The following is a 21,473-nucleotide window of genomic DNA, read 5'->3' on the forward strand; positions in this document are numbered from 1 at the left end:
CACCATTGCGAGACACAGAGGACCATCGGTGTTGATCTGCGTTCATCTGTGGTTCCTGTCTTTGAAACAAAACCGCCCGGAGATGATCCGGGCGGATGTGGTCGATCGCAAGTTGTCAGCACCGGGGACTGACGCGCGATCACCGCCCGGCCAGCGGCGTGGCCGTCGCCGTGGTGATGCTCGTCGCCAGGATGATTAAGCCCCGGTTCATCGTCCCGACCTTATATCGGCACGATGAGCACGTCAATTTCGGGACGAGCCGCCCGCGCGGCAACCGTCCCCGCGGGCCGAAGCAGGCTCGCCGGTCCGCGCTGCGCCGTCTACCGTTGTGTATTCGGGTTCACTCTTCCCCCATCTCCTGTTCGTTGCGGAACGCGATGCTCAGCCCCAGAAACATCAGCGACACCGACAGCATCGCGCACATCACCGGAGGAGTCATCGTGTAGTTGTCATCAACGTAGGTATAGCTTCGCCAGGTTAGCCACACGCAACCAACGACACAGCCGATCAGGATCAGCAGCTTGCTCACCAGACCGGCGACTGCTTTGAACAACTTCATAGACACGTCCTTACCCTGCACAACAAACCGGCAGCGATCCGGGCCGGTGCCCAACCTCTGCACTTCGCCCGGGCCGCCAATGCACGAAAAAGGCTCACCTGCGTGTGATAACGAACGATGTGCCGCCGGTGCGGGTTTCGCGAAATTTCCCGCCGTCACCGGGATATACTTTTGCTCAGTGATGAACCAACTGCCCCCAGCGGATCGGGAACTGGCGTCGATCGTGCGTCTGCTGGACGCGCTGAACTGCGGCGCCGCGCTGATCGACCGCGCCGGCAGACTTGTTCACGTCAACGCGCGCCTTTGCGCCATGATGCGGCGACCCTGCCGGCAACTGGTCGGCGCCAACATCCTGGATTTCTACCCCGACGCCCCCGACCGCGCGATCGTCCGCCAGTCGCTTGATCGCTTCGACGAAGGCGCGGAAACCGAGTTCTTCCTGCCGCTTCCCGACGGCAAGAAGCTGCCGATCATTGCCTCGGCCCGGCCCCTGTCCGGCCCGCCGCCACTCAGCGATCACCGCATCGTCACCATGATCGACATCTCGGCACAGAAGCAGGCCGAGCAGTCCGCCAGGGAACAGTACGACCTCATCATCGAGATGAGCGACACGCTGCTGCACCAGGCGCTGGAGCTGAAGAAGTATTCGCAGACGCTGGAGGACCGCGTCCGACAGCGCACCGAGGAGATCCGCCAGGCGCACATGGATGCGATCTACATGCTCGCCGTCGCCTCGGAGGCCAAGGACGAGGACACCGGCCGGCACGTCCGCCGCATCCAGCACCACACCCGCGAGCTGGCCCGGCGACTGGGCTTTTCCCACGACGAATCCGAGGCCATCGGATACTCCGCGATTCTTCATGACGTGGGCAAAATCCACGTCCCGGATTCGATCCTGACCAAGCCGGGCCCGCTGGATGACCACGAACGCGCCCGCATGCAACTGCACACGCTGGCGGGCGAACGAATCCTGTCACCCAATCCCTTCTTCGACCGCGCACGCAGAATCGCCCGCTGGCATCACGAAAACTTCGATGGCAGCGGCTATCCCGACGGACTGGAACGCGACGCCATCCCGATCGAAGCCCGGATCGTTCACCTGGCCGACGTGTACGATGCGCTGACTCACTCGCGCGTCTACAAGCGCGCCTGGTCTGATCAGGACGCGATACGCGAGATCTCCCGCCAGCGGGGAATCATGTTCGATCCGGCGGTCGTGGACGCGTTCAACGCCGCGGCTCTGCCCACCGACCTGGACAGCGCCGCTTCGTTCAATCCCGAGCCACCTCCCGCCCCGCGCGTAGATGCCGGGGGTTAGGCTCTGCCGGTCCCGCAAAGGTCCCCGACAGCGGCCTTGTCACGGTAAAATCCATGCATGCGCGCGATGCTCCTGGACCACATAGCGCCCATTGAGCAGGCCCCACTGCGACTGGCGGACGCGCCGACGCCGGTGCCCGGGCAAGGCGAGCTGCGAGTCCGCGTCGCCTGCTGTGCCGTCTGCCGAACCGATCTGCACATCATCGAGGGCGACCTGCCCGCTCCGCACCTGCCGCGCATCCCCGGCCACCAGATCGTCGGCGCCGTCGATGCTCTCGGGCCCGGCTGTACGCGCTTCAAGATCGGCCAGCGCGTCGGCGCCGCCTGGCTCCGCCACACCTGTGGCCAGTGCCGATACTGCACCACCGATCGCGAAAACCTCTGCCCCCAGTCGCAGTACACCGGATACCACGTCGATGGCGGCTATGCGGAGTTTGCGATCGTCCCTCAGGACTTCGCGTATTCGATTCCCGAGGTCTTCGACGACATCTCCGCCGCGCCGTTGCTGTGCGCAGGCATCATCGGGTATCGCGCGCTGAATCGCAGCGGTCTTGGCCCGCGCGACAGGCTGGCGATCTTCGGCTTCGGCTCCTCGGCCCACATCATCCTCCAGATCGCCATTCACCGGGGCCACGAGGTCTACGTCGTCAGCCGCAGCCCCAATCATCAGCAGCTTGCCCGCACGCTGGGCGCCGCCTGGGTTGGCGATGACGCTTCGCGGATGCCCGCCAAAGCCGACGCCGCCATTCTCTTCGCCCCCGCCGGAAGCATCGTTCCGGCGGCCCTGGAGTCGCTGGCGCCTGGCGGCAGGCTCTCGCTGGCTGGAATCCACATGACCCCGATTCCGACTCTGGACTACAACCGGCATCTATATGGCGAGCGGGACATTCACCCCGTCACCGCCAACACCCGCACCGACGCCATGGAGCTGCTTGCCGAGGCCGCCGCCGCCCGCGTCCGCCCACACACCGTTACTTACCCCCTGTCCGACGCCAACCGCGCCCTGCGCGACATGAAATCCAGCCAACTCGACGGCACAGGCGTGCTGGATTGCCGCTGAAGCGGATCGGGTGTCAGTCCATCGCCGTGGCAACGTGGATCAGGGATTATCGGTGTGCATCCCTAAGTGCTTCGCCCCTGCCGCATTCGTCCGCGGATGCTCGCCGCTGCGGGTGTACGGGCCGGTGGCCCGTGTTACAATCCGAACCGATGAACCGCAGCACCAACAAGCTCCAGGGCATTTTCACGCCCAACCTGGTTCCGCTGGACGCCGACGGACAGATCAACGAAGCCGAGCTTCGGCGATACGTGGACTGGCTGATCGAGCGAGGCGTTCACGGATTGTACCCCAACGGCTCGACCGGAGAGTTCACGCGCTTCACGGCCGAAGAGCGCCGGCGCATCATCAGGATCGTCTGCGAGCAATGCCGCGGGCGGGTGCCGGTGCTTGCCGGCGCCGCCGAGGCCAACGTCCGCGAGACCATCGCCGCCTGCGAAGCCTATTACGACTATGGCGCCCGCGCCGTGGCCATTGTCAGCCCCTTCTACTACAAACTCTCCCCCGAGAGCGTCTTCGCCTATTTCCGCGAGATCGCGCTGAATTCCCCCATTGACGTCACGCTTTACAACATCCCGATGTTCGCCTCGCCCATCGACGTGCCCACGCTGCGTCGGCTGGCCGAGTTCGACCGCATCATCGGGATCAAGGATTCCTCCGGGGATGTGGCGTTCATGGGTCGCATGATCAACGCCGTGCGTCCGATCCGCCCGGACTTCAGCTTCCTCACCGGCTGGGAAGCGGTGCTGGTGCCAATGCTGATCCTGGGCGCCGACGGCGGCACCAACGCCACCAGCGGCATCGTCCCGGAGTTGACCAAACGCCTGTACGACCTGACTCGCGCCCGGCAGATCGATGAGGCCGTCAAGCTTCAGCTTCGGCTGATCGAGCTGTTCGATGCGATGCTTTACAGCGCCGACTTCCCCGAGGGCTTTCGGGCGGCGGTGGAACTGCGGGGCTTTAACTTCGGCCGCGGACGACAGCCCCTCAGCGAGACCCAGACCATCGACCGCATGGCCCTCCAGCGGGTCTTGCAGTGCATCCTGGCCGACTTCGGCGTCGTCGATCCGCCGCTTGAAGGCTGCGTCGTCCGATCCGGCAACATCGAACGGGACAAGATCGAGCAGGTCACCCAGGCGGTGCTGGCATCGCTCAAGCAGCGCGGGATGATTTGAAGAACTGACCGTCGTATACTGTTCAGCGGCGTGTCATTCCCGGAGGAGTGGCAGAGCGGTTTAATGCGCCGGTCTTGAAAACCGGTGGGCCCGCAAGGGTCCCGGGGGTTCGAATCCCTCCTCCTCCGCTTATCCCCCTACGCCCGCCCCCGCCGAAGTCGAAGTTGGCGATCGCATCCGCTCGAGCCATGTGGCCCAAAGTTTGCTTTCCGCTGCAAGGATGCGATATGCAGGATGCCTCGCGCACCATCACGCGGATCCTCGTGCGCGCGCAAACGTCCGACGGTGAAGAACTTGCCGCCGTCCAATGCGCCGATGGGTCCTACTCCATCACGCTCAACGGCAAGCTGCTGGAGTCGTTGCGCTGGCCGGAGGATCAACGGGCGACGTGCCTGGAATTTTTCGAGCGTTTCTCGCGCACCCGCGGCTGGGAGGGAACTTGAGCCGCCGTCAGATAGGCATAAGGTCCGGGCGGCGACGCGTCAGACGGGGGATCGGGGGATTGGGCAGGGATGGCCAAAGCGCTGGCACTGTCTCCGCCTCAGCACAGCGCCGCAAAGGTGGCCAGCGTGAGGATGGCGATGCGCAGCTTGCGATCCCAGAAACCGGGGTCGTTGAGCATGCGGTCCAGCAGGTTCCGCGCGGGATCAAAGCCCACAAGGCGGGAATTGATGGCAGTTGTCCAGCAGGTGTGGATCAGGCTCAACATCGGATGACTCCGGGCGGTGAAGATCAAGCGGCGTACCAGCCCTGTTTGGGGGAGTCACGATATCGCCCACCCGCGTCAGGTCCAACAAAACCGCGGTCTGGCAACAGGGGCAAACTGCTCCGGGCACGCCAGTTGTTTACCTGAGGCAACGTTCCGTCAGGTGTGGATTGAGGTCACGAACGTCCGGAAAGGTTGCAACCGACCACGGCGAGACAAGACAGGGTCCGAACTGGATTTCGGATCCAGAAACATTCGATTGTTGTCGATTTTGTCGATAATCTTGCAGCGGTAGCCAGATTCTAATACGAGGTTCGGCAAAATTTCGACCTCCGGCGGTGTGCAGGTCGTACTAACTATCATGGCAAAGACCCCATTTGTACGCGAGAGCGAGGACGTCGGCGCCTTTTTGCGAAGCCTTGAAGGCGATACGGTTCCCTACCGGCAGGTTCTGGACCTGCTCAACCATGCGGTACCCTTCGCCGAGGCGATCATCATCACCAGCATGCCCCGCGGGGGGCTACAGGTGATTCAGCCCCCGCGGCTGTCCGAAACACTGGTCAGGGCCTATTCCCGCCAGTTCCACAGCCACGACCGTCTGACCTGGCAGGCGATTGCCCGGCAGCAGGCGGTGCGGGCCGAGCAGGCTTGGGGCGGACCGCAGCAACTGGCCGAATCATGGTTCTATCGCGGTTTCATGCAGCCGCATGGATTCGTCCACGCCGCCGCCGTCAACCTGGCGGGTCCGGTTTTCGATGGCTACGCCGGAGCACTGCACCTGTACCGCAAGGCCGACCAGCCAGACTTCAGCGACGAGGAGCTGCGTACACTGGAACAGGTCGGGCGTGAGTTGGATGCGGCGATTGCACGTGCCCGCGCTGCTCGTACCCACGGGCATGCCCCCCCGGGCGGGCTGGAACAACACCCCGCGCTCCAGCGGCAACTGCCCGTGCGACAATTCATCCTTGACGCCAACCTCACACCGCTGATTCCCAGCCTGGATCCGGCGGTGCTGGATGAACGGCTCAGGCAAAACATCCTGGACGATGCACGGCGGCGAGTGGCCAGCACCAACGGGCGGGATGTGGCCGCCGACCGCGTCCCCTTTGCCGACTCCCGCGGCGACCTGTGGAACTTCCGCGTGGTCACCTATCGCGTGTATCCGGCACTGAGCGACGGGCCGGTCGTGTTCTACTGCCTTCAGCCGGATTGCTCGGACTGGGCGAAGCTGCGTCCTGTGGATTTCCAGGCGGACAACGAAGTCGCCCGGCTCATTCCGGCCATCAAGTTCATGCGCGAGCAGTTCCACCGTGGACCGACCCTGGTCGAAATCGCCAGGCAGGTACATCTCAGCCCCTTCCATTTCCACCGCCGGTTCACCGAACTGCTGGGCATCACGCCTAAGCACTTCCTGCTGGATTGCCAGATCGAACAGGCCAAGAAAGATCTGCTGTCGCGGCAGAAGGAGCTGGCCAGGATCGCCACCGAGTGCGGCTTTGCGCATCAGAGCCACTTTACCAGTCGATTCAAACAGGCGACGGGCATGACGCCGACGCGCTGGCGACGGTTCGCCATCGAGCAGATGCATGGTCGGGCGCTGGAACAGGAACTGGAGCGTCAGCATCAGCCCGCTCCGCCGCAGCCCGAACAACGCCAGCCCGAGCACCAGCCTCAGCCGCAGTAAGCTCCAGGGAGTTGCCCAAGTCTGCCGTGGCTGCACCGCCGTGGCGGCCTACGCCTGCATTGTGCTGGGGGTCATCCGCCGCTGTGGCTGGGGCAGCAGTTCCATCGCCGCGTCGAACACCATTGCCGGCGAAAGCCGCGTCATGCAGCGATGATCCAGTGGACAGGTCTTCTTCTGGCAGGGTCCGCAGAAGACCTTCACGGCGACTTTGCGTTCGCGAGGGAAGTAGATTTCAGTCCACTGCGGATGCGTGGGACCGAACAGCGTCACCACGGGCACATCAAACGCCGCGGCGATGTGTCGCGGCCCGGTGTCGTTGGTGACCATCAGATCGCATCGGCGGACGATCTCCTTGAGCGCTCCCAGCGTCAGCCCGGCACGGGCCAGATCGACCGCCGCGTGGCGCATGTTGCGGCTGATGGCATCGACAATCGGTCGCTCGCGGGCGGTGCTGCTGATCATGACCGTTGCGCCCAACTCATCGATCAACCGGTCGGCAAGCTGAGCAAAATACTCCGGCAACCAGCACTTGGCCGAACCGTACTGCGCACCGGGGTTGAGCAGGATCAGAGGCGCCAGCCCGGCGGCGGCGGGCCGCCGCAGCTCCCGATCCAGCCCGGCGCGATCGAGAATCTCCTCGGCCTGCCGACGTTCGCCGTCAGTGACAAACAGTTCCAGCCTCAGATCCCGCTCGGTCCAGCCCAGGTACTGCACCAGACCCATGTACGATTTGACGATGGGTGTGGGCAGGAACTTGCCCCGGTCCTTGACCGGCAGCAGCTTGTCGGTCAGTAAAAACCCGCGTCCATCGCGTTCGTAGCCGACGATCCGGTTGATTCCCGCCATCTTGCAGACAAGCGCGCTGCGGAAGGAATTGGGCAACAGAATCGCCAGATCGAACTTCCGCGCCCGCAGCCTGGCCGCCAGGTCGAAGAATTGTCCCTTGCCCGCCTTGGCTTTGGTGCGTCCGGTGCGGTAGGTGATCAGCTTGTTGGCCCAGGGCATGCCCGTATAAATCGGCTTGACGTAACGTCGCAGCAGATAGCTGATGTGGGCGTCGGGATAAAGCTGGCGCAGCGCGCGGAGCATGGGGGTGGCCATCACCGCGTCGCCGATCCAGTTCGGCTGCACCACCAGAATCCGCTGCGGGCGGTCCTGTGGGTGATTGGACGCTGAGGTCTGGGACATCGCGGCAGGCAGTATAACGCGCCGGCGATGATTCTCCATCAGTACCCTCCAGCGGCGCTGCGCGCCCGGCGAATCCTCGTGTCCGCGTTGACGCGGCCGGTCCGTTGATTAGGCTGATGGGCACTGCCGCGAGGTGAAAACCATGAGCCAACTGGACATTCGCATCGGCACGCTGGCCCCGATGGACAAGGGGGCGGGGTATCTCAAGCAGATCCTCCCGCACGGCTTCGAGAGCTTCTCGCTGACCTGCTGGCAGCAGATCGGGGCGGTGGACCTGAAGCGCACGGCGGCGGAGGTGCTGGAAACCATCGGCGACCGCGCGGTGATCAGCTCGATCGGCCTGTTCGGCAATCCGCTGATGAACGAGGGCACCGTCGCCGACTTTGCCACCATGATCGACTCGGCCCGGTTGTTCAACTGCGATCTGGTGGTGGGTTTCGCCGGCGCCGTCGAAGGCCAGCCCGTCCCCGCCTCCATGCCGAAATTCAAGCAGGTCTGGGGCGAGCTGGCTCGCCGAGCCAGGGATCACGGCGTGCGCATCGCCTGGGAGAACTGCGACATGGGCGGCTGGTGGCACGATCCGCGATGGAACATCGCCCATTCCCCCACCGCCTGGGAGATGATCTTCAACGAACTGAGCGAGTTCGACAACATCGGCCTGGAGTGGGAGCCGTGTCACCAGATGGTCAGCCTGATCGATCCGATCCCGCAGCTTCGCGAGTGGGCGGCGCGCGGAAAGATCTTTCACGTGCACGGCAAGGATGCGACGGTTGCGTGGGACATCATCCGCGAGTACGGCATCCGCGGAGGAAAGCAGTACGTCTGGCACCGCACGCCCGGCTTCGGCGACTCCAACTGGACCGACATCATCTCCATCCTGCGGATGAACAAGTTCACCGGCTCGATCGACATCGAAGGCTGGCACGACCCGGTCTACCGCGGAGAGCTGGAAATGACCGGACAGGTACACGCCCTGAACTATCTGAAAAACTGCCGCGGCGGGGCGTTCGTGGCGAATCCGAAGTGATTCGGTAGCGCGCCGCCGCCTGCCGCGTTCACGCACGGCTTGCGGTCCCAGTCATTGAGCTGGCCGGATTCGATCTCGATCCGCTGGTCCTGGCCGCGCCGACGCATTCGCTCCAGGGCCTGTTCCCCGCCTGTTGCGATGGCGCGGTTCGGTACGTGCGCTGGCCTCACTCATCCGTCACGCATCCCAGCGACGCCGGTTTGACCAGGCGGATGTACTTGCCGAGCGTGCCGCGGGTGGCCTTCAGGGGCGGGGCCTTCCACGCTTTGCGACGGCGCGCCAGTTCGGCGTCGCTGACGTGAAGCGTGATGCTGTGCTTCTCGTCATCGATGCTGATGATGTCGCCGTCTTTCACCAGCGCGATCGGCCCGCCTTCCTGCGCCTCGGGGCACACGTGGCCGATGATGAACCCGTGGCTGCCGCCACTGAAACGCCCATCGGTGATCAGCGCCACCGAGTCGATGAATCCGGCACCGGCCAGCGCCGAGGTCGGCGTGAGCATCTCGGGCATTCCCGGCCCGCCCTTGGGGCCTTCGTAGCGGATCACGATCACTTCGCCGTGCCTGATCCGCCCCTGCTCCAGCCCCTTGAGCATGTCCTCTTCGCAATCGAAGACGCGCGCCGGACCCTCGAAGCGCAGCCCCTGTTTGCCGGTGATCTTGCCCACCGCCCCGTCGGGCGCCAGGTTTCCGTACAGGATCGAGATGTGTCCGGTCGGTTTCAGCGGCTTTTCAATCGGCGCGACGATCGTCTGGCCCTTGGCCAGCGGTTTGGCGCGTCTGAGGTTCTGCTCCAGCGTCTTTCCGGTGACGGTGATGCACGAGCCATCGAGCAGGCCCTTATCCAGAAGATACTTCATCACCGCCGGCACACCGCCGACCTTGTGCAGGTCTTCCATCACGTATTTCCCGGACGGTTTGAGGTCCGCCAGCAGCGGCACGCGTTTGGCGGTGTCCAGAAAGTCCCTGAGGCTCAGTTCCACGCCCGCCGCCCGTGCCATGGCCAGCAGGTGCAACACCAGATTCGTCGAGCCGCCCAGCGCCATGCCCACGACCATGGCATTCTGAAAGGCCTTGCGGGTCATGATGTCGCGCGGGCGGAGATTCATTTCCAGAAGCCCGCGGATCGCCTTGCCCGCCTCCAGGCACTCCTGAAGCTTCATGGGATCTTCCGCGGGCGTGGATGACGAATAGGGCAGGCTCATGCCCAACGCCTCGATAGCGCTGGCCATGGTATTGGCAGTGTACATCCCTCCGCAGGCGCCGGCGCTGGGACAGGCGTTGCGGATGATCTGTTTACGCTGCGACTCGGTGATCCGGCCCATCAGCCATTCCCCGTAGCACTGAAATGCGCTGACGATGTCCCGTGGCTGCTTCTGGCCGTCGAAGTTGGTGAACCCGGCGCGGATCGTGCCCCCGTAAATCATCAGCGCCGGACGATTCAGCCGCGCCATCGCCATGATGCACCCGGGCATGTTCTTGTCGCAGCCGGGCAGCGCGATCAGCCCGTCGTACCACTGGGCGGCCATGACGGTCTCGATCGAGTCGGCGATCAAGTCGCGCGACTGAAGCGAATAGCTCATCCCCTCGGTGCCCATCGAGATCCCGTCGGAAACCCCGATCGTGTTGAACCGCATCCCCACCAGACCGGCGCGCGCCACGCCCTGCTTCACCTTCGCCGCCAGATCGTTCAGGTGCATGTTGCACGGGTTGCCCTCGAACCAGTTGGCCACGATCCCAACCTGAGCCTTGCTCATGTCGCGATCGCTCAGGCCGGTGGCGTACAACATCGCCTGGCTGGCGCCCTGGCTTTTCACCTGCGTGATTCGCGCGCTGTAACGGTTCAGACCATTGCTCTCAGCCGGCGATGGGCTGGTCTTGCCAGTCGCCGGCGCTTTCGTTCTGGCAGTCTTCGGCATCTTGATACTCATGGGACAAAACAGTCTAGCACAGAATCTCCCGCGGATCGACACGCCGTATAATCACAGACCATGCATTCCTCTCGCCCGCTGCGGCTCGTAACGTTGCTGCTGGTCTGCGCCGCCTGCCCGGGCCTGGCCCGTGGACAGCGCGTGCCCGACGAGTTTTCCCGGCAGATCATCCCCAACAAGTGGCTGGACCCCATCCTGCCCGAAGACTTGCCCGAGCTGAGCTATCCCGCCTGGGCCAATGACCTGGACAAGGCGCGGATGCAATCTTTCGCCGGGCGATACAAGCGGTCGCTGTTGACGTTGATGCGTGCCGAACAGACCGTGCCGCATGCCGATCCCGTCGAAATGGCCCTGATCAAGGCGACATCGCTGAACGCCCTGGGCCGCCCGACCGAAGCGCTTCAGGCGCTTCAGGGCAACGACCCCCGCGTGCAGGTCAGGCGCGCCACGATTCTGGCGGCTCTGGGTCGCACCGACGAAGCGCTCGATCAGCTCACAACGCATCTTGAAAAACACCCCGACTCGATCGCCGCGAGGTTCTACCTCGGGCAAATCTACGAGCAGCTCGGCCAGATCGAACAGGCGCGCGACGCTTATGGCTGGTTCATCGTCGAGCCGCAGGATTACCTCACCCGCTGGGAACGTGACAAGGAACGCGCTTTCGATAACGCCGAGGAAGTGACGCTCATCGGCCGGGCCATCGACCGCTGGGCGACACTCACCGGCTCCTACCAGACCCTGCCCAGACTGCACGACGCGCTGCTCAACATCTTTGTCCGCGCCTATGACGTGATCGATCGTGAGTACTGGCCGGCACACGTGGCGGCGGCGGAGTACTTCCTCTCTCACGACGACACGCCCAAGGCGATGGCGGAACTGAAGGCGGCGCTCGAAAGGAACCCCAATGACACACGGACACTCGAACTGATCGGGAAGATCGCGGTGGAAGGATGGAATTTCGACCGCGCCGACGCGGCGATCGCGGCCATTCGCAGAGTCGATCGCGAATCCATTGCCGCCGACCTGCTCGAAGCGCGCAATCTGCTTCAGCAGCGTCGCCCCGCCGACGCCGAGATCCCGCTGCGCCGCGTGCTCGCCAGGCAGCCCAAGCATCTCGAAGCGATGGGGCTTCTTGCAGCGACGTTCGCGCTGCGGCTCCAGGATGACAAGACTGCCGAGATTCTCAAACAGGTCGAGCAGATCGACCCCGACAACGCCACCGCCTACTTCGAGGTGGCCGATCAGCTTGGCGCGATGCGGCAATATCCCCGCGCCATCGCCATGTACAGGATCGCCATCGAGCGCGCGCCCTGGTGGACCGCCGCACGCAACGGTTTGGGGCTGTTGTATACCCAGTCCGGCGACGAGGACGCCGCCCAGGTCACCCTCGACGCCGCCCACGCACTGGATCCCTACAACCTCCGCACGACCAACTACCTTCGGCTGCTGGAGGATCTGGCGAAGTTCGCGCGCCAGGAGACCGAGCATTTCGTGGTGATGTACGACCCCAAGCTCGACCCGATCATCCCCGAGTATTTCAGCGAGTATCTGGAAGCGATGCATGCCGAAGTCACAGGCGTGTTCAAGACCGAGCCGCCGGTGAAGACCTACATCGAGGTCTTCCCGACGCACGATGCGTTTTCGGTGCGGACGACCGGCTCGCCGTGGATCGGAACCGTCGGCGCCAGCACCGGGCGGGTGATCGCGCTGGTGGCGCCGCGCAAGGGCGAGGCGACCATGGGAGCGTTCAACTGGGCCAACGTCCTCCGCCACGAGTACACCCACACCGTCACCCTGGCCGCCACCGAAAACCGCATCCCGCACTGGATGACCGAAGGGCTCGCCGTCGTGCAGGAACGCACCCCCATGAAATGGGACTGGGTGCCGATGCTCTATCACGCGGTCACGAACGACGAGCTGTTCACCATGGAGAACCTGACGTGGGGCTTTGTCCGGCCGAAGAGACCGATCGACCGCTCGCTGGCGTATGCGCAGTCGGCCTGGATCTGCCGGTACATCGAGCAAACCTTCGGGCACGACGTGATCCTCAGGATGCTTCAGGCCTTTAAAGACGGCGCGTCGGAACAACAGGTCTTTCAGGACGTGCTGGGCAAGAGCCTTTCGGAATTCCAGGCCGACTTCTTCGCCTGGACGCGAAAACAGGTCAGCACCTGGGGCTACGACCCGCAAACCAGCCAGCAGTACGAAAAGCTGCGCGAACGAGGCGAGGAACTGATCAAGGCCAGGGATTACGTTGAAGCTGTCAAAGTGTGGCAGCAGATCCTCAAGCTGCGTCCGGTGGATGCGCTGCCGCACCAGCGACTGGCCGGGCTGTACCTGACCCGGGCGGTGAACGATCCGGCCAGGGCGATCGAGCACCTGAAGGTCCTGCACGCCGTCGAGCTGAAGGACAATCGTTACGCCAAGCGCATCAGCCGGCTGTATCGCGACATCAACGACCTGCCCAACGCCAGGTCCTATGCGCTGGAGTCGGTCTACATCGATCCATACGATCTGGACGCGCACAACCTGCTGCTGGAGGTGGCCGAGAAAGCCGGAGATGAAACCCTGGCAGCACGCGAGCGGCGGATGATCCCGGTGCTCGAGCAGTGGATCAACGCCAACCGACCGAAGCCGCAATGAAGCCAGAAGGATAACGGATGAATACGGATGACCCGAACCGCGCCGTGACGATCGCGGATTTTCAGCGGCACATCTCCGAGCGATACGAGAAGGTGGACCGCCAGCGCGGCTGGCCGAAGACCTTCGCCTATTTCATCGAGGAGGTCGGGGAGCTCGCCACCGCGCTGAGCAACGCCGAAAAAGACCGGGCCAATCTCGAGGAAGAGTTCGCCGACGTGATCGCCTGGCTGTGCACGCTGGCGAACATCACGGATGTGGACCTTGCGCGGGCGATCACGAAAAAGTACCTTTCCGACCAGCCGCCACAGGGGCACAAATGAACTGACCGATTCACCGCAACCCAGTCATTGCGCCTTGGCCTTCCTGTATTTCTCCAGCGTTGCCTCCAGTTGGCCCTTCTGCTCCTGCGGGGCCTTGCTGACGGCCTCGGTCTGTAGCTCGACCGCCTTGTCGATCCTGCCCTTTTCGAAGTAGACGCGCGCCAGCGTGTCCAGAATGGCCGCGTCGTCGCGCTCGGTCAGCTCCACGGCGCGGCTGGCCAGTTTCTCGGCCAGGTCCAGGTCCCGCTTCTCCAGTCCCGGAGTGTCCACAATCATCCAGGAGATTTCATTCAATGCCTGGGGATTGTCGTTGAACGCCTGCCCCGCCGTGGCGGCGGCCTTGTACGCGGCGTCGTAGTCCTTCTTTTCCAGAAGCAGTTGGAAGCGGATTCCCGCCAGCTCGCCCGCCATCTCCGGATTCTGCGTCTCGAAGGCGTCAATCACCTTCAGCGCCTGATCGACGTTGCCCGCGCGCATCGCCCGGGTCAGATCCTGTCCCAGTTGCTGCTTGGCGGCATCGAGCTTCGCCTGCTTCTGGGCGTCGAAGGTGCCGGCGATAACCTGCTTGAGCACCGGCTCCATCACCATCGGATGCCCGATCCACTCGATCTTGCCGGTCTTGCCGACGATGAACGAACAGGGGATGCCATCCTGTCCGGCGGCGGCGAGCCAGGTCTGGGCCATCTTCCCGCTCCCGCCGTCCGTCGTGTCGTCGAGCACCACCCGGTAGTCCATCTTGTCCCCCATCTTCTTCACGAACGGCTCGACTTTGGACGTGTCCTCTTCCCACACGTTCTGCCCGATCACGATCAGCCCGTCTTTGGCATATTTCTTCTGCAATTCGGTGACGTGCGGGATCGCCGCGACGCACGGGCCACACCACGTCGCCCAGCATTCGATCACATAGATCTTGTCTTTCTCGAACTGGGTTACAGGCTCGCCCTTGATCCACTTTCCAACCGCCAGCGGCGGCGCGGGGTCTCCTGGTTTGAGCGTGACGACCGGCTTGTCCTCGCGCAGATGCTGCGCCTGGGCATTGGGCTGGTCCGGCGCCTGCGCCAGAACCGCTCGCGGCGCGTAAATCATCGCCACCAACAAGCTCATCAGCGCGCACAATCCCACCCGACGGGCGAAGTGTCTGGTTGTGTTCATGGGAGCCTCCGTTGATTGGGGCAAGAGGTCTGAGCCGACGCGGCACGCAACAATCAGAGCATTCTACTCCTGCCCATCCACCCAGGTAAACAGCCGATAGCCCGGTTCCGATCGAGCCATGCGGGTCTTGAGCATGTTCTTTCTTTTCGTGTCATGCCATTCCAATGAGCGGACATTTCTATAGCGACCGTGTGATTTTGAGCCGCCAGGACCGACTAAGACCGCATGCCGAGTACCCCACTGGCCACCACGGGAATTGTGCCGATGGGACACGCCATGTGTCAGGAACTGTTCAAGCGCCTGCTTGCGGCGTTGATCGGGGTGGAGCTGGCGGTGTTCGTGGTCTCGCTGCGCGCTTCACTGTTCGAGCCGTTGGGCCACCTGCTGCCCGACCCCGACCTGGCCGCCGACGCTGCGTTGATAGTGTACGATGCTTATGACTCTCCAGCGACGGCGGCAGCGGCGGACGAGGATGAAACGGATCCGCCGCACGAGACTCACGAAGCAGCACGGAAGCTGCGCCGCTGTCACCTGAGCGATATCGTCGGCGAACAGGACCAGCGCAGCGATCAGACCCGCCCGGAGCAATCCACTGGCGGCGACTGCGGACAGTGCGCACAATGCTCGCCACGACCATGAATCGCCCCATCTTTCAGGTGGATTCGTTCACCGATCGCGCGTTTACGGGCAATCCGGCGGGCGTCTGCCTGCTCGATGTCCCAGCCGATGAGATCTGGATGCAGAACGTCGCCGCCGAAATGAACCTGGCGGAGACGGCGTTCGTGCATCCCGGCCCCGATGGCTACAACCTCCGCTGGTTTTCTCCGACAGTCGAAGTGGACCTGTGCGGGCACGCAACCCTGGCCGCCGCGCACGTGCTGTGGGAGACGGGCCAACTGGCGGGGCACGAGCCGGCGCGATTCCACACCAAAAGCGGCCTTCTGACCTGCATCAGGCGCGACGACTGGATCGAGATGGACTTCCCCGCCACGCCGGCAGCACCTGTCGATTCCCCCCCGCCGGATCTGCTGCCGGCGCTGGGGCTTGCTGCGGGCATTCCCGTGGCGCGCAGCAGATTCGATTTTCTGGTTGAGCTGCCATCCGAGCAGCAGGTGCGCGCGATCAAGCCCGACTTTGCACGTCTGGCGCGTGTGTCGGCACGCGGCGTGATCGTCACCGCGCGCTCGGCCGATCCGCAGTTCGACTTTGTCTCGCGTTTCTTTGCCCCGCAGACCGGCATCGATGAAGACCCCGTGACCGGATCGTCGCATTGCTGCCTGGGACCATGGTGGCGCCACAGGCTGGGCAAGCCACAACTGCTCGCGCGGCAGGTGTCACGACGCGGGGGCGTGATCCGTGTGACTGTTGTGAACAACGATCGCACGCTGCTTGGCGGACAAGCGGTGACCGTGCTGCGGGGGCAGATCGTCGCTTGACGCTGCAAGCGCGAATGTGATCCTGCGGCTTCGCTGCGCTGATCCTGCGGCTTCGCTGCGCTGCGCCGCGGCGTTGCGCGCTGCGCGCCTTCTGCGCGCAACGCCCCATTTGGACAAAATCTGAAAAATCGCACGTTCCGTAACGCCTGTCTGTCCTCGGAATCCCGCCGCACCGCGCGCCATTGCGCCGCCGCGCCACATCCGGCGCAACCTCCGCCGCAGCAGTGAACAGTGACGTGCAGGTATGACCGACGTGAACGACACCTGCACGATGTCCTGATCTGCGGGCCGACGTGGAGCCAACACGATGCACTACCAACAGATTCAGTACCTGATCGCCGATGACACGCAACAATTGTTGATCACCCCGGACGAGCTGCGACGTCAAATCGATGAACTGCTGAGCGTGCGGGCCGCCCGTTACCGGAGACTGTGGACCTACTACCGCAACCCGCTGCTGCCGCGCGGCATCGAGCGCGATGAACAGGGCTCGGATCGACCCTACCGCCAGGGACAGGAATGGGGCCTGCCCTCACGCATCACCGGCGTGCGCGTGAGTGGCGGGGCAGGATCGTTCTCATCCGAACCGGCCCAGCAACCGGTGCAGGATGTGGCCCGCAAGGAAGTCGTCATCGAGAACGACATCGGCTGGCGAATCGACACGATGGTGGATTTTCTGTTCGGGCGAGGCGTGGCGATCCGCAGCGGCTGCGACGACCCGGCCCGTCGTGCCCAGATCGAATCGCTGCTGGCGGCCGTGCTGGAGCACAATGGCGGGATGGTGTTCCTCCAGCATCTGGCGTTGCTGGGCGCCGTCTACGGCCACGTGGACGTGCTGGTCAAATTCGACCCGCAGGCGCCTGGCAACCGCGAGCAGAGCCGCACCGACCGCGACCTCGACATCCGCGTCGCAGATCCTGATCCTGCCAGGGACGCAGCGCCTCCTGCGTCCCCCGGAGACGAGCTTCCGTCGTCTTGCCCCGACGCAAGTGATCGTCTCCGCACCTCCGCGACGGCGGAGTCCGCGCCGAAGGCGTCGGCGGAAGCCGCAGCCCCGCACCCCGCTGCGATTCCCCCGACGTCGTTCGACATCGCCCGTGCTGCACGGGCCATCCGGCTGGAGATCGTCGAACCGGCGCGGGCTCTGCCCGTCCTTTGTCCAACCGACTGGCGCAGGCTTCGGGCCTTCGTTCAGGTGTTTGAGCTGAAGCGATCCGAGCGTGTCCCGTTCAACTCCCCCCGCAGCGGCAACTCGCGATGGCTGCGCCGCCTGCTGGGACAGCTCGCCAGCTCCGGCAGCAACGGGCAGTCACAAACGTTCGTCTGCCACGATCAGCCGATCACCGTCGTCGAAGTGCTCACCACCGACCGCTGGCAGCGCTACGAAGATGGCCACCTGGTCGCGCAGGGCATCAATTCGCTGGGACGCATTCCACTGGTTCACGTGCAGAACCTGCCGGTGCCGTTTCAATATGGCGGGACCAGCGACGTTGAGCCGCTGGTGCCGCTTCAGGACGAGCTGAACACCCGCCTGTCCGACCGCGCCAATCGCATCGTCCTCCAGTCCTTCAAGATGTACCTGGGCAAGGGGATCGAAGGCTTCACCAGCATGCCGGTGGCGCCGGGACGCATGTGGATGACCGACAACGAATCGGCCAGCATCGAGGAGTTTGGCGGCGAAGCGAGCTGCCCGAGCGAGGACCTGCACGTGCAGGAGCTTCGCGAGGCGATGGACAAGCACAGCGGCGTGACGCCCATCGCCGCCGGCGCCGTCCGGGGACGCATCGGACACCTGACCAGCGCCGCGGCGCTGCGGGTGACGATGCTGGCCCTGCTGGCGCGCACGCAACGCAAGCGTCTGACCTACGGACAGGCGATCGCGCAGATCTGTGAGCTGGCGCTGGCGTGGCTGGATCGGGCGGGGGTGTTTAAGACAACTGCCCAGGAGCGCCGCGTTCATGTCGAATGGCGCGAGCCGCTGGAGGGGATTCTGTAGCCGACCCCGCCGCTGGTGGACGCGCCCCGCAACCTGTCCGTTCATCACGTTTTTCAAGTCTCGTTTTTTTTGAAAGGAGGTCTCATGTCCGAAACCGCTGAACCCGCTGCCGTCCCCGTCGAGTCGCCGCCCGCAACGCCGCTGCCGGCCAACGACGATCCGTTCAACGCCCCCGGCTCGGATCCCCGCCAGGCGCTGCATCGTCTGGCGTCGGAGCTGAGGCGAACCCGCAATCGTCGGCTGCTGGTCGAGTTTCTCCAGCTCCGCCGCGCGCTGCGATGAGTCGCTTGCGCATCTGGATCCCAATCGTCACAGTTCGCAATCCACGAATCAAAAGTCGTCAATCGAAAAGGAGATCCCATGCCTTTCACAGGAAAAGCCACGTACACCGCCGGCGCCACGCTGCCCGAAGTCGCCGAAGACGTCAGTGATCTGATCGCGATCAACTCCCCTCACGACACTCCGCTGCTGGACGCCCTGGGCGACCCGCCGCGCTCGGCGCGATCCACGGTCCACGAGTGGCTGGAAGACTCGCTGCTGCCCAACACCGATACGATCGTCTCGGTCGCATCGAGCACGATCGTCGTCGAAAATGCCTCGCGTTTCCGCGTCGGCGATCAGCTTGCGGTCCAGGATTTCGATGAGATCATGCTGGTCAGCGCGGTGGACGAAGGTACGGGCGCGCTGACGGTGATCCGTGCATACGGCAACACGCCCTCCAGCCCCATTTCCGCCGGGCAGACTATCCGCATCCTCGGCAATGCCGCGCTGGAGGGCGATGACGCCTCGGCGGCTCGATTCTCCTCGCGCCAGCGGGTGGCAAACTACACGCAGATTTTCTCGGCCACCGTGGAAGTCAGCGGCTCGGAACTTGCCGTGCGGCAGATCGGGCTGCGCGACGAGCTGGACTACCAGAAGAATCAGCGTGCCCGCGAGCTGCTGCGAGACCTGGAGAATTCGCTGATCAACGGCGTGGCGCCCGCCGCCAGCCCCCAGGGCAGCAGCACCATCCGCCGAACCATGCGAGGGCTGTTGTCCTTCATCAGCACCAACCGTTTTGTCCCGGGCCAGAACCTGCCCACTGGCACCTCACTGACTGAGCAGATGCTGAACCTGGCGCTGCGCAGCATCTGGAGCGGCAGCGCCGGACAGGTGGACCTGATCGTGGTTGGCGGGCCGGAAAAACGCGCCATCAACAACTTCGTGGCCAGCAACCGGCGATTCACCGCCGACGGCGAATCGTACAAGTCGCTGGTCAACGTCTACGAAAGCGACTTCGGCGTCTGCCGCGTCGTGCTCAGCCGCTACGTGCCGGCGGGGACGGTCCTGCTGCTGGATTCCAGCCGCATCGACGTGCTGCCGCTGGCCGGGCGAAGCTTCCACTACAAGCCGCTGGCAACCACCGGCGACCGCGAGGCCGGGCTGGTCATCGGCGAGTACACCCTGGAGCTGCGCAACGAAAACGCCCACGGCGTGATCTCCGGCTTTACCGCCTGAATCCTGACAGGCTGACAAGGTGAATGGGTGAGACGGTGACAAACGCCTGCGCTTACCCATCACCTTGTCACCTCGTTACCTTGTCATCTTCCACAACCCCCCAACCCTCGAGACACCCATGCAACCCTTCGCCACCGACTCCGACCTTCTGCACTGGGAGCCTGGCCTGCTGCGCGACGCGGCGGCCGTGGCGCAGACGCTGCTCAGCGGCACGGGCACGCTGGCCGGCACCACCTTCACCATCGCCTCCGGCTCGCTGCTGGATGCCCATATCGCGCCCGAGCACGTGATCACGATCGGCTCGCCCATCGACAGCAGCTTCCAGATCGTCTCCGTGGATGACGCCAGCAACCTCACCCTCAGCGTCATCGACACGGCCCTTGACCCTGACAATGGCCCGGCCCAGCCGTGGGCGCCGTTCAGCGGTTCCAACCTGGGCTACGCGATCCGCACGTTCTGGCCGCAGCGGCGAATCGTCAGCGAGCTGCTGCTTCAGGCGGCGGGGGTGAAGCCACAGAACGCGGCGTCGATCCTCAACCGCGACGTGCTTCGCCGTCCCTGCGTGCTCGGCTCGCTGCACCTGGTCTACACCGCCCTCTCCGCCGCCGCCACCGAACCGCTGCCGCTGCTGAATCGTGCCGAGATGTACGAGCGGCTGTACCGTCGCGCCTTGCGCAACACCGCCGTCGATATCGATCTGGATGGTGATGGCGTGTTCGACACCAGACGCACGCTGAACGTGCTGAAGCTCATCAGGACCTGAGACGATCTCACTCACCCCCGAATCCATGCTCCTTCTTCTGCAACAAGACCTTTCTCCCGCACTGGATCAGCTTACCAACCTGGGCGTCGCCGGGTTCATGGGCGTCATGTGGCTGTGGGAACGTCGCACCAGCCGACAACGCGAAGAGCAGATCGACGAAGCTCACGCGCGGATCATGGCCGACCGGGTCCAGCTCGATCAGCTCATCGACGTGGTCCGCACCAACGCCCAGGCCATGACGGAACTGTCGGCCGTCCAGAAGCAGCTCATGGACGAAATCCGAAAGGAGCGGCCATGAAAAACACCATCGCGCTGCTGTTGCCGCTGATCGTGATGGTGCACGGTTGCGTGCCATACGCGCAGGTGCAGATGGACCTGCTGGAGCAGTCGCGCCGGGGAGTCGTCGAAGTGCATCGCTCGCTGGAGCAGAAGACGGAGCTGATCAAGTCGTATCACGCGCAGCGTCGCCGGCAGCTTGACGAGGCGTTCGATGCCGATGTGCGACAGCGTGCCGAGTTGACGCCGCAGTGGGTGATCGACGCCCGCCGGGCCTACGCCGCCGCGATCGATGTGCTGCACGAAGCCTCCGACGCCAGCGCCCGCGCCGCGGAGATCGACCGCCGCAACCTCGCCGCGATCGATCAGGCCCTTCAGCAGGCGATCTGGCTCCAGTCCCTACAGCTTCGCTGGCTCAAGCTCAACCGGCAATTCGAGACATCGCCATGAACAGCATCGACCTCAAGGAACAGGTGCGCGTCGCGATCCGCAGCGAATGGTCGCGTTTCGAGCAGGAGCACCCGCACCTGGCGGCCGCGATTGATCAGGAGATTCTGATCGAGCAGGCCGCCCGCGCGATCGCCGATGATTCCGAATATCAGCAGACGATGGCGCAAGCAGCGGCCGCGGGGATGATCGCATCTGGCGCAAGCGACCTGATCCGGCGGCTGGTCGGCAGGTTCCTGCGCGAGCTGTTCTGAGCCACGGATACCCCTCTGCGCCCGTACTCAGGCAGAGGCACCCGTT

At 64.1% G+C, this 21,473-nt stretch carries 22 protein-coding genes and 1 tRNA gene; 18 read left to right on the forward strand and 5 right to left on the reverse strand.

From position 1 onward, the window contains the following. Nucleotides 1–340: 340 nt before the first annotated feature. Nucleotides 341–559 (reverse strand): hypothetical protein, encoded by a 219-nt coding sequence (locus ACQS5P_RS08950; RefSeq protein WP_428940554.1) that lies wholly within the window; start codon nt 557–559, stop codon nt 341–343. A 181-nt stretch (nt 560–740) separates the two neighbouring features. Here ACQS5P_RS08950 and ACQS5P_RS08955 point away from each other — a divergent pair, with 181 nt between their 5' ends. The 5 genes from ACQS5P_RS08955 to ACQS5P_RS08975 all read left to right on the forward strand — a co-directional run bounded on the left by ACQS5P_RS08955 (nt 741) and on the right by ACQS5P_RS08975 (nt 4,551). Next, nucleotides 741–1,877 carry an HD domain-containing phosphohydrolase gene (locus ACQS5P_RS08955; RefSeq protein ID WP_428940555.1) on the forward strand — a complete coding sequence of 379 codons (1,137 nt, stop codon included), beginning with the start codon at nt 741–743 and terminating at the stop codon, nt 1,875–1,877. A 66-nt stretch (nt 1,878–1,943) separates the two neighbouring features. Next, nucleotides 1,944–2,936: a zinc-dependent alcohol dehydrogenase family protein gene (locus ACQS5P_RS08960; RefSeq protein WP_428940556.1), complete on the forward strand. Its 993-nt coding sequence runs from the start codon at nt 1,944–1,946 to the stop codon at nt 2,934–2,936. A 149-nt stretch (nt 2,937–3,085) separates the two neighbouring features. Then, a complete protein-coding gene (locus ACQS5P_RS08965) occupies nt 3,086–4,108 on the forward strand; it encodes a dihydrodipicolinate synthase family protein (RefSeq protein WP_428940557.1) in 1,023 nt (340 codons plus the stop codon). A gap of 41 nt (nt 4,109–4,149) precedes the next feature. Then, a tRNA-Ser gene (locus ACQS5P_RS08970) sits at nt 4,150–4,236 on the forward strand. Nucleotides 4,237–4,335: 99 nt separating this feature from the next. Next, nucleotides 4,336–4,551, forward strand: coding sequence for a hypothetical protein (locus ACQS5P_RS08975; RefSeq protein ID WP_428940558.1), 216 nt, complete (start codon nt 4,336–4,338; stop codon nt 4,549–4,551). Nucleotides 4,552–4,649: 98 nt separating this feature from the next. Here the strand turns inward: ACQS5P_RS08975 and ACQS5P_RS08980 are convergent, their stop codons facing one another. Then, nucleotides 4,650–4,817 (reverse strand): hypothetical protein, encoded by a 168-nt coding sequence (locus tag ACQS5P_RS08980; protein ID WP_428940559.1) that lies wholly within the window; start codon nt 4,815–4,817, stop codon nt 4,650–4,652. 358 nt (nt 4,818–5,175) lie between these two features. Here ACQS5P_RS08980 and ACQS5P_RS08985 point away from each other — a divergent pair, with 358 nt between their 5' ends. Further along, nucleotides 5,176–6,498 (forward strand): helix-turn-helix transcriptional regulator, encoded by a 1,323-nt coding sequence (locus tag ACQS5P_RS08985; protein WP_428940560.1) that lies wholly within the window; start codon nt 5,176–5,178, stop codon nt 6,496–6,498. Nucleotides 6,499–6,546: 48 nt separating this feature from the next. Here ACQS5P_RS08985 and waaF read toward each other — a convergent pair whose 3' ends face one another. Then, nucleotides 6,547–7,686, reverse strand: a complete 1,140-nt coding sequence (gene waaF / locus ACQS5P_RS08990) for a lipopolysaccharide heptosyltransferase II (RefSeq protein WP_428940561.1) — start codon at nt 7,684–7,686, stop codon at nt 6,547–6,549. A 142-nt stretch (nt 7,687–7,828) separates the two neighbouring features. On the opposite strand from waaF, the gene ACQS5P_RS08995 reads away from it, so the two are divergent. Continuing rightward, a complete protein-coding gene (locus ACQS5P_RS08995) occupies nt 7,829–8,713 on the forward strand; it encodes a sugar phosphate isomerase/epimerase family protein (protein ID WP_428940562.1) in 885 nt (294 codons plus the stop codon). 166 nt (nt 8,714–8,879) lie between these two features. Here ACQS5P_RS08995 and ilvD read toward each other — a convergent pair whose 3' ends face one another. After that, nucleotides 8,880–10,502, reverse strand: coding sequence for a dihydroxy-acid dehydratase (ilvD, locus tag ACQS5P_RS09000; protein ID WP_428941008.1), 1,623 nt, complete (start codon nt 10,500–10,502; stop codon nt 8,880–8,882). Nucleotides 10,503–10,703: 201 nt separating this feature from the next. On the opposite strand from ilvD, the gene ACQS5P_RS09005 reads away from it, so the two are divergent. Next, on the forward strand, nt 10,704–13,286 hold the full coding sequence (locus tag ACQS5P_RS09005) for a tetratricopeptide repeat protein (RefSeq protein ID WP_428940563.1): 2,583 nt from the start codon (nt 10,704–10,706) through the stop codon (nt 13,284–13,286). A gap of 17 nt (nt 13,287–13,303) precedes the next feature. Next, the gene (locus tag ACQS5P_RS09010; protein WP_428940564.1) at nt 13,304–13,606 is read left to right on the forward strand and encodes a MazG nucleotide pyrophosphohydrolase domain-containing protein; all 303 of its coding nucleotides are present in this window, start codon (nt 13,304–13,306) and stop codon (nt 13,604–13,606) included. A gap of 24 nt (nt 13,607–13,630) precedes the next feature. Here the strand turns inward: ACQS5P_RS09010 and ACQS5P_RS09015 are convergent, their stop codons facing one another. Continuing rightward, on the reverse strand, nt 13,631–14,758 hold the full coding sequence (locus ACQS5P_RS09015) for a redoxin family protein (RefSeq protein ID WP_428940565.1): 1,128 nt from the start codon (nt 14,756–14,758) through the stop codon (nt 13,631–13,633). 225 nt (nt 14,759–14,983) lie between these two features. On the opposite strand from ACQS5P_RS09015, the gene ACQS5P_RS09020 reads away from it, so the two are divergent. The 9 genes from ACQS5P_RS09020 (at nt 14,984) to ACQS5P_RS09060 (ending at nt 21,427) form a co-directional block, all read left to right on the forward strand. Beyond that, entirely contained in the window at nt 14,984–15,397 is a 414-nt protein-coding gene (locus tag ACQS5P_RS09020) for a hypothetical protein (RefSeq protein WP_428940566.1), read from the forward strand. Further along, nucleotides 15,394–16,194: a PhzF family phenazine biosynthesis protein gene (locus ACQS5P_RS09025; protein WP_428941009.1), complete on the forward strand. Its 801-nt coding sequence runs from the start codon at nt 15,394–15,396 to the stop codon at nt 16,192–16,194. Before ACQS5P_RS09020 ends, ACQS5P_RS09025 begins: the two co-directional genes overlap by 4 nt. Nucleotides 16,195–16,501: 307 nt before the next feature. Next, nucleotides 16,502–18,190: a hypothetical protein gene (locus ACQS5P_RS09030; RefSeq protein ID WP_428940567.1), complete on the forward strand. Its 1,689-nt coding sequence runs from the start codon at nt 16,502–16,504 to the stop codon at nt 18,188–18,190. An 84-nt stretch (nt 18,191–18,274) separates the two neighbouring features. Next, a complete protein-coding gene (locus ACQS5P_RS09035) occupies nt 18,275–18,472 on the forward strand; it encodes a hypothetical protein (RefSeq protein WP_428940568.1) in 198 nt (65 codons plus the stop codon). Nucleotides 18,473–18,550: 78 nt separating this feature from the next. Next, complete coding sequence (locus tag ACQS5P_RS09040) at nt 18,551–19,687, forward strand: SU10 major capsid protein (protein ID WP_428940569.1); 1,137 nt, start codon at nt 18,551–18,553, stop codon at nt 19,685–19,687. A 118-nt stretch (nt 19,688–19,805) separates the two neighbouring features. After that, nucleotides 19,806–20,450, forward strand: coding sequence for a hypothetical protein (locus ACQS5P_RS09045; protein WP_428940570.1), 645 nt, complete (start codon nt 19,806–19,808; stop codon nt 20,448–20,450). A gap of 25 nt (nt 20,451–20,475) precedes the next feature. Then, nucleotides 20,476–20,748, forward strand: coding sequence for a hypothetical protein (locus tag ACQS5P_RS09050; protein ID WP_428940571.1), 273 nt, complete (start codon nt 20,476–20,478; stop codon nt 20,746–20,748). Then, nucleotides 20,745–21,176: a hypothetical protein gene (locus tag ACQS5P_RS09055; protein ID WP_428940572.1), complete on the forward strand. Its 432-nt coding sequence runs from the start codon at nt 20,745–20,747 to the stop codon at nt 21,174–21,176. Before ACQS5P_RS09050 ends, ACQS5P_RS09055 begins: the two co-directional genes overlap by 4 nt. Continuing rightward, entirely contained in the window at nt 21,173–21,427 is a 255-nt protein-coding gene (locus ACQS5P_RS09060; protein WP_428940573.1) for a hypothetical protein, read from the forward strand. The genes ACQS5P_RS09055 and ACQS5P_RS09060 overlap by 4 nt, the downstream gene beginning before the upstream one ends. The last annotated feature ends 46 nt before the right edge of the window (nt 21,428–21,473 follow it).

Source organism: Fontivita pretiosa, from assembly GCF_050410795.1.
Classification (GTDB): domain Bacteria; phylum Planctomycetota; class Phycisphaerae; order Tepidisphaerales; family Tepidisphaeraceae; genus Fontivita; species Fontivita pretiosa.